Origin of the sequence: Pseudoalteromonas sp. HM-SA03, from assembly GCF_002289345.1 — a bacterium.
Lineage (GTDB): Bacteria > Pseudomonadota > Gammaproteobacteria > Enterobacterales > Alteromonadaceae > Pseudoalteromonas.
Window position 1 is genome coordinate 107,995 of the sequence record NZ_NSDG01000099.1, and the last position, 13,218, is coordinate 121,212.

Consider the following 13,218-nt stretch of genomic DNA (forward strand, 5'->3'; position numbering starts at 1 on the left):
ATGGTTGGTTACTGCCCTAATCCGTATCCTGATGAGTTGCTATACAGCTTGTTGGCACGATGCAGAGTACACCTTGGTATCGCGGATCAGAAAGTCTTTTTAAGAATGTACTTTTCTGATGATAAGGTAACCGCTGTACCAGATTTACCCTCACATTTAATTGATTTGGTTTCTAATAGCTCCAGTTTAAAGAAGTTGGGAATCGAGGAACTAATATACAAACATACTTTGTTACCATTATTTATACCGTTCATTCCAAGTGATAGGAAGTCGCTTTTAATTGAAACTATGAAAGAGAACCATGGCGAAAGTCTTCATGTAAGGTCAGGGATTAGTGCTGGTAGAATCAAACCACCTAGATGGTTTCGCATTTGTCCTATTTGTTTGAAGGATATGAAAGAGACGTTAGGTGAGTTCTATTGGCCTAGGCTTTGGCAAGTAAGAGGTGTTGAAATCTGCTTGAATCATAATTGTAAGCTATTGGATTCGAAAGTACCTTTTCGATCTCAGCATCGACATGAGTTTACACCTGCAACTCCGGATATATGCGCAAATCAAATTAAGAAAGTATCTGTATTACCTGCGCATGGATTAGTTATCTATTTTATTAAACAGCTACTGCAACTAGGCGATATTCCATCTCCAAATTATATGCAATGGAGTCACTTTTATCATGATTTGGCTCAAACAGTAAATGCGCGCAAAGGTGAATATATCAACCATGAATTATTGGTGAATCGTTTTACTCGTCATTTTTCAACTGACTATTTAAAAAATTACGGACTCATAGACGCCAATAGGAGTTTACATTGGCTAAAATCGCTTTTCAGAAAGCATAGAAAGTCGTTTAGCTACCTTGAACATATACTTGCGTGGGTCGCATTCAGTCCTACAGACTCGATAACAGAGATCATCGATGCTGTAAATCAAGAACCTGCTGAAAAAATCCATGCTGTAAATCAAGTTAAGTTTTGCCCTTTAGATGAACGAAAAAGAAACCGGTCAATTTGGGTTAATGTACTTAGTAAAAGCAAGAACGGTATCAAGTTCCATCGTAATAATGGATATGGAGGCCTTTATGCTTGGCTATTTCGATATGATAGAGAGTGGCTAACTGAAATAAATAAGAAGTATCACCTCCCTAAAGAAAACCACAGCTGTACCGATTGGCGAGATCGTGACCGTAAGTTAGTACGTAGGCTGCTTAAAATTAAAAATAAAGCGCAGAGCATTTCTGGAATACCGAGGATGAGTCGGAATTGGTTTTTGCTGAAGCTGCCACATAGAGCGTCAGTCGAAAATCACATTGATAAGCTCAATTTGTGCAGATGCTTTTTTGAAAGATACACCGAGACTATTCCTGAATACCAGATCAGGCGGGTTATGGAGCGCTTGGTTTCATCTAGGCAAACTGGTACTTATGGTTCCCGCTGGGAGCTGGAAAGAGCATGTGGCCTCGATAGAAAAAAATTACCAGAACTCACCGAGCAGTTTTTATCATGGATAGAAGTAAAGAGACATGCAAATAATTTTTAAGCAAATTCCTCAGAAGGCAAAATTGTTGGCAATCGGTAACCTTTATCGCCCCAACATTCATGGTAGCCAGTGGAAAATAGGTAGTACAATTAGACTAGAAGATGGCAGTGATAAAGATATTTCTCTTGGCATTGAGGCTTTATGTTTACTAGGTATAGGGCGTAAGTTTGTCCAGCGAGATGACAAGCCTTACGAAACCATGACATTTAGTCGTCCTATCACCCTTCCACCCGTTGAATCTTGGTTGGAGAGACCATTAGGGTTATGTGGCCGAATGCCCAAAAAGTATTGTCATGTCCCAGAAGTTGCCAATCAGAAATGTTTTGTTTTTGAGAGTGATGGTTGGATAGTATGGCTACCTAAATTTGAGTTGGCGAGAAAGTTGTTTTTCCATACGAATAAATTGGCAAGTGCCGCGTGTGTTCCTAATGGTCTAGAGATGCTTTTCAATGTAGAGGAAGACGAAGAGTCGGGTGAAACCAGGATCAGTACGATGCCAAAAACAGGGATATCTGCAAAGTTGATAGCTCAGGGGGGCTATCGAAATCTGTTCTCTTGGCTACTGCTAAACCCTGGTATAAAAAAGTCCTATGAATCTATTTGGCAATGTCTCAACCGTGAGAGCAAAGTTACTCCAGGGTATTCTCGCTGGCAATTTAATTTTGAACCACCTTATGAAATAGGTGGGGTCTCAATTGATGTTATTGGACCATACGATCGAGAGTCCAATGAGCTGCTTGTATGGGAAATTGCATCCATTCCAAAGTTACCTAACTCCGTTTCTAATAAAGTTCAGTTTTTCCATCCTAGCATAAAGAGGCCAGTAACCAATGAGCGAGGTCCTGGTGGAAAACGTCTTAGAAAAAATGATGGCATTGAAGTAGACCTTGAAGAAGAGTCTGATGAAGATAAGCAACATGATTTGATTCAATTGCCGCTTGAAGGACTTGGCTATAGTCACCCTATCGAAGCGAGATTAGGGTACAGCGGTGAAAGCAAGGGGCGCACAGGAAAAAAGAGTTTGGTAGTAAGTGATGGAGATGCAGAGTCTACCGATACTAGCCTTGGTGAAGATGTGACTGGTGGTACAGGAACACCAGGGGACATAGATCAATTAGATGATGGAGACAATCCAACACAGGAGCAAAGAGATCGATTTCTGTTATTTATTGAGATAATCAAACGCGTCTCAGATTATCCATCAATTCACTTTGAGGGAATGAAAATCGCACCATTACCTAAGGTTAATAGATGTACGCTTCATGCACTTAATGATGGAACTCCACGGCATTACATGTTAGCTAAATTAATCATAGATGATGGGCGCGTAAGATATGCATTAGAAATAGATACCTCTGACAGAGACTCTCTATCGACGAAAGTTTTTGAAATCAAAGCAGGAGTTAGCCATAAAGATTGTATAGAGAAGATACTCCTGATGGTTGTCAAGAAATCCATTCATTGGCCTGACAAATCATTCTTCAACAAATATACCCTTATGAATTCTGAAGTTGCTCATCCCCGCAGCGGGAATAATCAATTTTCTGAGGAGCAGCTAGAAAAGTGGAAGCATCGTTTATTAAAAGAACTAGAGAAATAGCCGATTAGTAGTTTACTGTTTATATATACAGTTTTTAGAGAAAATAGACTATATTTCCGTTACTGGAGTATTTTTCCAGGCGTATTTCTTTTATCTGGCTATCATATCCAGTAGAATAATTTTTATCTGGAGAATTTGTCCAGCAATAGGATGATGATGAATTTACCAACAAATAATAAAAGACCTACTCTTGCATTTAGTGGACATGAAACTTTCCCTCTCCGCCAAATGTGGCTAAAGAAAGTTGTTGATATTGCGGACAATAACGGAGATATCTTAAAGAAAAGTTTCTCAGATGCAAGATTAATTGCCGAGTTAGGTGTAGGAAAAAACATGCTTGCCTCAATGAGGCATTGGGCGCATTGCTGTGAAGTAATTCAAGAAAAATCAAATGGCTATGTATCAGTTTCTGATTTTGGAAGTAAAATTTTTGGCTTGCAAGGGTTAGATCCGTATTCTGAACACCCTACTACAACTTGGTTAGTTCACTGGAAGCTGGCTCAACGCGAATCAAAAGCTACAACGCTCTACTGGGTGTTTAACCGTATTAATACGCCCACCTTTTCAAAACAAGAGTTACAAGAACAACTCGTGTCTATGTGTGAAAAAGAATCAAAAGTTGTCTCACTCACGTCATTAAGCAAAGACATAGACACTAATTTACGAGGTTATGTATCAAGAGCTGGCAACAAACATGAAGATGCCGCAGACCCTATATTTTCGGAACTGAACTTGTTGAGCAATGACAAGCCTGGACACTACTCATTTAATCGAGGCGCGAAGCCTTCACTCAATAAAGCTGCATTTACTTATGCACTTCTAGAATATTGGGGGCGTTCTAAAGAGATTTCTAATACAATTTCATTAGATGAGGTTGTGTATGGAGATTCTTCTCCAGGAAAGGTGTTTAAACTAGATGAAGACTCCGTTATAGAGAGGTTACTTGAATTAGAACAATTAACAAGTGGCCGAATAAAATGGACGGATACAGCGGGAATCAAGCAGTTATCAAAAACTGATTTTGACTTTGAGGCACTGATGGGAGAAATGTTGAGGAAAGCGTATGACTGATAAACTTAGTGATGTAGTTAAGATATCGCCGTATTATCAGCGATCGGTTTTAATAAATAGTGACCTTGACAGCTCAGATGCGATTTCGGGTTATGTTTGTCATGAGACAGCCAAAAAACTGTTAGAGAGCATGGCCACCCAAATAACTCACAGTAATCAAAGAGCCTTTACGTGGACAGGCCCTTTTGGAACAGGTAAATCAATTTTATCATTGGCGTTGGCTTCTGCAATTGGTAGTTGTGAAAAGCAAAGGGTTGATGCATGTAATAGACTTGAAACTCAAGATATCAAAGAGTTTGATAATGCATTTCCTGTAACGGATAAAGGCTGGCTTGTTTTACCTATTGTTGGGACAAATGCTTCTGCATCAAAAGTGCTGTCAGAAACACTTAATAAAATAACAGGTGTTCAATCTTCTTCATCTAGAGAGCTTTTACAAAATTTATCTGACTTATCAGACTCATCAAAATATGATGGTGTTTTAATCGTTATAGATGAAATGGGTAAGTTTTTAGAGTCGTCTGAATCTGCAGGCGATGATATTTTCTTTTTTCAAGAGCTTGCCGAGCTGTCATCTCGTGTGACAGGGAATTGTGTTTTAATTGGGATCTTGCACCAAGCTTTCAAGCAATATGCAAGAACACAAAAGCTGGCTGAGAAGACGCAAAATGATTGGGCAAAAGTTCAGGGGCGTTTCGTCGATTTGCCCTTTGTGACGTCTGCCGATGAAGTCGTTAAGCTTATTGGCAACGCAATACATGCACCAGTAGAGATACAGCCTGAAGGCTTATTAAGTGAATTAGTATGTAAAGAACTGAACAAAAGAAGACCCGCTGTCAGTGATAGCTTAGCTGAAGCTCTTTCATCATGCTGGCCTCTTCACCCAATAACAACCTTGTTATTAGGCCCTGTATCAAAAAGACAGTTTGGACAAAACGAAAGAAGTATTTTCGGTTTTTTAGGCTCTTTGGAGCCCTATGGCTTCCAAGAATTCTTGAGGGTAACAGAAGCAACATCTCAACATAGTTATACACCTGAGCATTACTGGGACTATTTGAAAGCAAACGTCGAGCCAGCGATCATATCATCTTTGGATAGCCATAGATGGAGTATTGCCGTAGAAGCATTGGAACGTGTAGAAGCAAAAGGTGAGCATTTTCATGCCTCTTTACTAAAAAGTATTGCAATCATTGACTTGTTTAAGAATGGGTCTGGATTGGCTGCTGATAATACTCTTTTGTACACCATTTATCCTGATGTTAAGCCCAGTAAGATTGATTCAGCTTTAAGCGAGCTTTCATCTTGGAAGGTGATTGTTTACAGGAAGTTTAACAGTGCTTGGTCCATTTTTGAGGGCAGCGATTTTGATATTGAGGCTGCTATTACTCAAGAGATAAAGAATGCACCATCACTGGAGGCGAAAAAGGCCTCGGAGATGGCTCGTTTTTATCCGATCATCGCGAAAAGGCATCTATACCAGACTGGAACATCACGTTGGATGGGTATGGCTATTTGTGACTCGAACAGCCTTATTCAATATATAAAGAATTACAAACCTTCTTCTGGGGAGTTTGGACAGTTCATTTTCTTGATAGACTCGGATAATAAAAGCTTGGCAAAATTATCCTGCAAAGTTTCAGAACTGAAAGAGTCAAAAGAGTTTATATTTGCATTGGGTGTACCTGATAGAAGAAAAGAGATTCTGGAACTTTCTAGAGAAGTTATAGCATTGGGTGAAGTCAATAAGCGACCTGAGTTAGCTGGAGACCCAGTAGCTAGAAAAGAGGTAGAGTCCAGGTTATCAGCAGTCCGAAACTCGCTCGAAACGGAATTGTCTCATGCGACAGAAAATACGACATGGGTGCACGAAGGGAAAGCTATTAAAAATGGTGAAGGTAACCTGTCTAAATTAGCATCGACTTTTGCTGATACGCTCTATTCCAATACGCCAAGAATACATAGTGAGCTAGTTAACAGAGATAATTTGTCCACAAGTAGCGTAAAAGCTCGTAAAGACCTTATGTATAGGATGCTTTCAAGTGAACAGCAAGAGAGCCTTAGCATTGACGGCTTTCCTGCAGAAAAAGGTTTATATCTGACCTGTTTACTTGCTACTGGTATACATAAAAGAGAGCCGAGCTCTGAGTTTTGGTGCCTTAGCGAACCTAATGCAGATGACAGAAACCTACTTCCAGCATGGAATGCTGCAATTGAAATGGTAACGAACAAAAGCAACTCCGTCTCGTGTGATGATATTTATAAGTTATGGGCTGCTCCTCCATATGGTATTAAATCGGGCTTAATGCCAATTCTTCTTTGGGCACTTATTTTATCGAATAAAGATAAGTTGGCTTTGTATAAAGAGGGTTATTACTTACCAGACCCAACGGATTTAGATATTGATGTAAGTTTGCAGAATATCAGTAAATTCGAGCTTAAGGGTATTGAGCTTACAGAAGAACGCTTAGAGTTACTCAATGCAATTACTGATGTGATACAAGAATTTATAGGTGCACACCCCTTGAATGATGCTTTGAGTGTTGCAAAAGGGCTTGTGCGCATAGTGTATGGTTTACCAGGTTGGGTAAAAAAAACAAGGAAGCTATCTCTAAAAACAATGAGGTTCAGAGATTGTATCTTGCAAGCTTCTGATCCACATAAAGTCTTATTTCATGAATTGCAAGGGATATTCAAAACTTCCACTGTAGATGAATTAGTAGAAGCTCTGCGAGACTCGCTCTCTGAGCTAACCACTATGCATCATAAGCTAATGGCAGAGTTATTGGATTTATTGTGCGGTCAATTAAATATCAAGCACAATGAGTTTGATAAGTTACGGACTAGAGCACTTAATGTAAAAGATACTGGAAAACCGTTAGTTAACGCATTTATTAACCGTTTAGTAGAAAACGATGGTTCAAACAAAGCTATTCTGGAAATTTATGGCCAGTTAATCGCGAAGTCTTCTGACGACTGGAATGACTATGATGTGCAAGAAGCTAAAAACAAACTTGCAGTTATGTCGAGAGAGTTTAGAGAGCTTGAGGTGATCGCCTCTGTAAATAAAAGGGATTCGTCACGTGAAGCGTTAGCAATCGTTTACGGTTCTTCTTCAGATCGAGACTTTGTGACACGTTTCGATGTATTTGCTGAAGAAGCGCCCAAATGCAGAGAGTTATCTGATGAATTTGTTAAAACATTATCTGGCTCTGAGTTAAGCAAAGATGCACAACTCGCTGTATTAGCTCAAGCGCTTGAAGCGTTAAAGGCAGGAGATAATCATGGCTAGCAGACATGTACTAGGTTTATCCGGCGGAAAAGATAGCGCTGCACTGGCTATTTATATGAATCTTTATTATCCAGAATTAGATATTGAATACTTTTTTACTGATACCGGAAAAGAGCTGCCTGAGGTATATGCGTATCTAGGTAAACTAGAAGGGTTCTTAGGTAAACGGATCAAGCGGCTTAATGCAGAAAGAGGTTTTGACTTTTGGTTGGAAGAATACGGCAACTTTTTACCTTCTGCTCAAACAAGGTGGTGTACAAAACAACTAAAATTACTTCCATTTAAGCGCTGGGTGAATACAATGTTAAGTAAAGGTGATGTTGTATACAGTTATGTTGCAATAAGAGCAGATGAAGAGCACCGAGAAGGTTATACATCACATCACCCAAATTTAAAGATTGAAATGCCGTTTAGAACGGATAACTACAATAAAGCTGCGGTTTTTGATTTACTCGAATCTTCAGGATTGGGAATTCCAAAATACTATGAGTGGCGCTCTAGAAGTGGTTGTACTTTTTGCTTTTTCCAGCAAAAAATAGAGTGGGTGAATCTAAAGGAGCGACACCCCGAAGCATTTGAAGAAGCAAAAGCATATGAAAAAAAAGCGATAGAGAACCAGTCTCCATTTTTATGGAGCCAGGGAGAGTCTTTAGAAGATCTAGAAAAACCACAGCGAATAGCACAAATCAAATCTGACTACGAAGCTAGGAAGATGCGCGAGAAAAAGAACAAACCGGTGAATCCACTACATGTAGGTTTAGAACTGGATATGGATGAATTGTATTTTGCAGATGAGGGTAATGGAGCTTGTAACATCTGCCATAAATAATTAAGGATTTATGAGTGTTTAGAATATCTGCAAGAACTGTTTTGGAGCTTGGCTCGGAATTAATTAGTTCAGACATTATTGCATTCTATGAGCTTATTAAGAATGCTCTAGATGCTGGTTCCAAAACAGGAGCTACCATTCACTTTAATATAATACTAAGGAAGAACTCCTTCCTCAGTATTATAGACAAGTTATCGAGTAAGAAGCCTATTAACTTGGGAAAGGTGAAGGGCTTGGTATATGAGCAGCTAAACCAAGATGCTGATCCTTCCACTCTTAAGCACGCTAAGTCAATTGTTGAGCAATCATCAAATAAAGTTGAGATGATAGAAGCAATCAAAATGATATATGGGCTTAATAATATTGTGGTGAGTGATGAAGGGTCAGGCATGACAAGCCAAGAACTTCAGGACAACTTCCTTGTGATCGGCACAAGTTCGAGAAAGAAGGGTGTCGACAAAGCTATTAAAGATGGCACTTCATCACCATACCTTGGTGAGAAAGGTATTGGACGTCTGTCCGCTATGAGGTTGGGCTCTAAACTAAAAGTTGTTACAAAATCAAAACATGATAAAGCCGCCAATATATTACAAGTCGATTGGGATTCGTTTGATGATCCGGAAAAGTTGATCTCAGACGTTGATGTGAATGTTGTTTTTAGTGATTGTAATGAAGGGATTGTTGCTTCTGGAACAAAATTAATTATCAGTGGATTGTCAGAAGATTGGACTCATAAACGACTTAAAGATCTGGTGAACTACGACTTTGCTAGGTTAACAGATCCTTTTGAAAACCAATCTAAAAGGCCGCGTATAGTAATTTATTGGAATGGAGAAAGGGAATCTATTCCAAGGATGCCACAAGAGTTACTACAGTCTGCTCACGCGAGTTTAAAAGTTGATTATGATATTTTAGATGATAAGCCTATCTGTTCATATCAAATAACGATGAATAACTTAGGCTATGATCACCCTGTAGAGTATCGAAGTGGTGTAGTAGCAAAAGAAGATTTGCTCGGACTAGTTGGTACATCGGAGGACATACACGAATCTGCGCTAGTTGATGTGGGTCCCTTTAAATTTGAAGCTTATTGGTTTAATAGACAAAGGATAGGAGGGCTCGAATCTATAGGAGATCGTGAGCAAGTCAAAAAGGCGCAGCGAAAATGGTCCAGTCTAATGCTATTTAGAGATGGTTTTCGAGTTTTTCCCTATGGGGATGAAGGTGATGATTGGCTTAAATTAGATCGTAAAGCCATGGCGAGGTCAGGATATACTCTTAACAAATCACAATTCATAGGGCGCTGTAAAGTCAGCAGGACAAAAAACCCTTACTTACTCGATCAGACCAATAGAGAAGGACTTAGAGAAAACCAGAGTAGCTTTGCGTTGATTAACATCCTCCAAATGTTGATACAGGAATATCTTTTCTCTTCTATGAGAGAAGTTGACAAGCAGTACAAGAATCAAAAAGTAAAAATAAAAAGTGCTGAAACTGAATTAGACACTTTAGTAAAGAGGACTAAAGGCTCGCTGAGAGTTTTAAAAAGAAATAAAGATGAAGCTGTGATTGCTGCATCAGAAGATATTGAACAAGCTTTATTTTCATATTCAGACATAGTTAAAAAATACAGAGATCGAATTACAGAAGTAGAACAAGAAACTCGTCAAATGACAGAGATGGCAGGGATTGGTTTGATGGTTGAAGTTGTTGCACATGAGTTGGCTAGAGCATCTGAAAATGCACTTATTAACTTAAATGTATTATCCAAAGACAAAGATCCAGAAGAGATAGAAAGGAAGCTAGCATCTCTTAAGGCACAAATGAAAACGCTGCTTAAGCGTTTGAAGGTGCTTGATGAAATAAGTATTCCCGGTAGGCAGAGAAAAGAAACTGTGGGCATAATTTCTTTGGTGGATGGAGTTGTTGAAGGCCACCAAAGTCTATTTGAACGTGAAGGGATTCTAGTCAATGTTGTGAAGCCTGTGCAAGAGATAAAGACACAAGCGGTGAAAGGAATGTTAGTACAAATCCTAGAAAATCTCATATCTAATGCAAAATACTGGATGCTGACAAGAAAAAATACAGAGAAATCTTCGACATATATACCGTGTATTACAATAGAGATCAAAGAGTCACCTCTATCTATACGTTTCTCTGATAATGGAAGGGGCATTTCGCCAGAAAATTATAATCGAATATTTCAACCATTCTTTTCTCTTAAAGAAAAGTCAAAGCGAAGAGGTTTGGGTCTATATGTGGCATCTGAGTGCGCAGAATATAATAATGCAGTTCTGTATTTAGACACGGATTGTAAAAATGAAGATGGGCGTTTGAATACATTTGTATTAGAGCTAGAGGGAGATAAGTAAAGTGCTCGCAGATTTGATAAAACAAAATGGAATTACAAAGGCCTGTATTGTTGATGACGCTAACGATAATGTTCCGGTATTAAATGACCTGACAAACTTATCTCATGAGTGGAACAATTTGTTAGATGACATTCCTCTAAATAATGAATTGGTACTTGCAATTTCAGAGGGAAAAAAAGGCTTTGATATTGATAGTTTTTCAGCTGATGATGCTGATGATGAGTTTGTCAAAATATTATGGTCTCTTAGAACAAAATTCCCAACAGAGCTCTCAGAACTGTTTAATGCATATGAGAGTACAAAGTTAGCAGACTCAAGATATGTTCAAACGCTAAAAGATATTTTGGAAGAAAGTGGCTTTGAGGTTACCACTGCTGGGAGGGATTTTAACTTAGCTGTCGAAGAGGCCGATATAATCTTTATCGATTTATTTCTTCATTTGGACCAAACAGAAGATAACCTTAAGTACTCGATCAATATTTTGAAGGATATAGTGAGAAAAAGGATTGATAACCCCCCGATTATAGTACTAATTTCAAGAAGTAATAGACTTCTCGAACATGGAAGGCGATTTCGAGATGAGTGTGGGTTAATTGAATCGGGGTTTCGTATATACAAAAAAGTAGATTTAGAAGATAAAAATAAACTTATATTTTGTATAAAAAAACTATTAGAGCATTACAAGGATTCGATTAAAGTTTTAAGGTTTTTGAATGCTTGGGAGAGGCATGCTACTAATGCTGTCAGTGAGACCGTATCTAGCCTGAAGAAGCTAGATCTACTTGATCATAATATGGTTCATAATTTATTACTCGATGAGGAGGGGCAGTCAAGTTCTTCCTATTTTATGGACTTATTTGACTCGGTGCTTTTACATAACTTCGAATCTCAAGCTGATATAGTGAACTCTGCGCAAGAGTTGAATCAGATTGACTTCAGCCTAACCCCTACAATACAAGGTTTACAAAAGGCACCGTTACAAGAGTTAGTTTTTAAAAGTATATTCATGGGTTCGGAAAGGTGCAAACTTAATGATAAAGACTCTATTGAGTTAGGAGATATCTATAAGCTAGCAAGTGCCAAAAGTGATGAAAATGACTTTTTACAGTTAGAAACGGAAAGCGATAATGTTTGGTTAGTAATTACTCCCTCTTGCGACTTGATGCGCACAGGAATTAAAAACATAGGTTTGTTGAAAGGCACACTGAGTAAAGTTAGCTATGACAATTGGTCTTCAGATACTAAATCTAATACACCAGTTATTTATGTGGACAGTGATTTTTACTCCATAAGGTGGGATATAAAGTCATTTATGACATACCCGAAGACTCACTTGAAAAAGCTGCTTAATAACGATGTGTTTTATCGCACAGCAAAAATGAGAGAAGTAAATGCCCTTGGATTACAACAAAGCTTCACAGCTGACTACAGTCGTGTTGGGCAAAGGGCTATTTTGCCTCCTGTTTTCAAAGTCTCTATTCAGCTTGCTTACTTAGACAGTGAAATGAAGTTGAACATATTCTCTAATCAAGAGGCCAGTCAAGGCCTATGCTATGTTGGACCCAAAAAACAGAAGATAGTTAACTTTTCTCACCGCGATTATGAGAATGTTCTTGCTTCCCTCAGAAGTCTTAATCTTGAATGTGTTCATCCTCTGGCAAAGAGTAATGTACAAAATATCATAGAAAACCCATATTCTTTGATAGAGGCCATCGACAGTGGTGTAGAAGTTGGTAATAAATATAAGAACATTAGTACAGGTGGCAATGTGCTCGCCAAGATTTTGTTTGGGGAGCCTAATGAGCAGGAGCTAAAAGCATTAAAGGGTACAGGTTTTGTCTTTATTGTAGAGTCTTCAGCATAGAAAAATAGTAAGATCTTAAGGGAGTTAAATATGACAGTTCAAAACGAAAAGTTATCATTACTTTTTTACAAGGATGGCTCGCGTGTTATGTACGCTTCACATGTGCAAGACTCTGACTGGCATCGTGGGTGTTCCAATGTCATTAAATCAAAAAAGCCATACAAGTGTGTAATGGGGTGCGAACTGCCAGTAGGTTCAGGGTATACTTCTCTGTCAATGGTAGCTGGATATGGGAGATTGGACAGTTACGTTGACTTTGCCCTGTGTAATGAGCATTTACAAGAAACAGAAGCATTGCTAGAACAAGAGCTCAGTGATGCGGAGTCTGAATCTGTTCTTGAATGCTGGTTAAGCATAATCGATAGGTAGGAATTTTAATAGTAGTAACGCTGCCAAAGTTTCTTATGTGTTGTGGTATATGATGAAACTATTTTCATAATGCTTTTATTGGAGTTTCTACTAAATATGATGATACTTACCTTTTGAGAAGCGCTAATTACTCCGAAAATTAGCCTACTTCGCGATGATACTTTATTTTCACCCCACATCAGACTGTTGAAAAAGGGCTGGACACAGATCTAGCCCTTTTGTAACTCCCCCAAAAAATGAAACAGTTTATAAGTAGAATTTTCCATTAACTAAAATAGGAAAATTTAC

At 38.6% G+C, this 13,218-nt stretch carries 8 protein-coding genes; all 8 read left to right on the top strand.

Going from position 1 to position 13,218, the window contains the following annotated elements; genetic code table 11:
• The 8 genes from CKO50_RS19185 to CKO50_RS24280 all read left to right on the top strand — a co-directional run bounded on the left by CKO50_RS19185 (window position 1) and on the right by CKO50_RS24280 (window position 12,930).
• Window positions 1–1,536, top strand: a complete 1,536-nt coding sequence (locus CKO50_RS19185; protein ID WP_176474712.1) for a TniQ family protein — start codon at window positions 1–3, stop codon at window positions 1,534–1,536.
• Window positions 1,520–3,136, top strand: coding sequence for a Tn7-like element transposition protein TnsE (locus CKO50_RS19190; protein ID WP_095729456.1), 1,617 nt, complete (start codon window positions 1,520–1,522; stop codon window positions 3,134–3,136). Before CKO50_RS19185 ends, CKO50_RS19190 begins: the two co-directional genes overlap by 17 nt.
• A 150-nt stretch (window positions 3,137–3,286) precedes the next feature.
• Window positions 3,287–4,207: a DUF4007 family protein gene (locus CKO50_RS19195; protein WP_095729457.1), complete on the top strand. Its 921-nt coding sequence runs from the start codon at window positions 3,287–3,289 to the stop codon at window positions 4,205–4,207.
• Complete coding sequence (locus CKO50_RS19200; RefSeq protein WP_095729458.1) at window positions 4,200–7,496, top strand: ATP-binding protein; 3,297 nt, start codon at window positions 4,200–4,202, stop codon at window positions 7,494–7,496. The genes CKO50_RS19195 and CKO50_RS19200 overlap by 8 nt, the downstream gene beginning before the upstream one ends.
• The gene (locus CKO50_RS19205; RefSeq protein WP_095729459.1) at window positions 7,489–8,325 is read left to right on the top strand and encodes a phosphoadenosine phosphosulfate reductase family protein; all 837 of its coding nucleotides are present in this window, start codon (window positions 7,489–7,491) and stop codon (window positions 8,323–8,325) included. Before CKO50_RS19200 ends, CKO50_RS19205 begins: the two co-directional genes overlap by 8 nt.
• A 14-nt stretch (window positions 8,326–8,339) precedes the next feature.
• Window positions 8,340–10,697 carry a sensor histidine kinase gene (locus CKO50_RS19210; protein WP_095729460.1) on the top strand — a complete coding sequence of 786 codons (2,358 nt, stop codon included), beginning with the start codon at window positions 8,340–8,342 and terminating at the stop codon, window positions 10,695–10,697.
• 1 nt (window position 10,698) lies between these two features.
• Entirely contained in the window at window positions 10,699–12,561 is a 1,863-nt protein-coding gene (locus tag CKO50_RS19215) for a response regulator transcription factor (protein ID WP_095729461.1), read from the top strand.
• 30 nt (window positions 12,562–12,591) lie between these two features.
• Window positions 12,592–12,930, top strand: a complete 339-nt coding sequence (locus CKO50_RS24280) for a hypothetical protein (RefSeq protein WP_095729462.1) — start codon at window positions 12,592–12,594, stop codon at window positions 12,928–12,930.
• The last annotated feature ends 288 nt before the right edge of the window (window positions 12,931–13,218 follow it).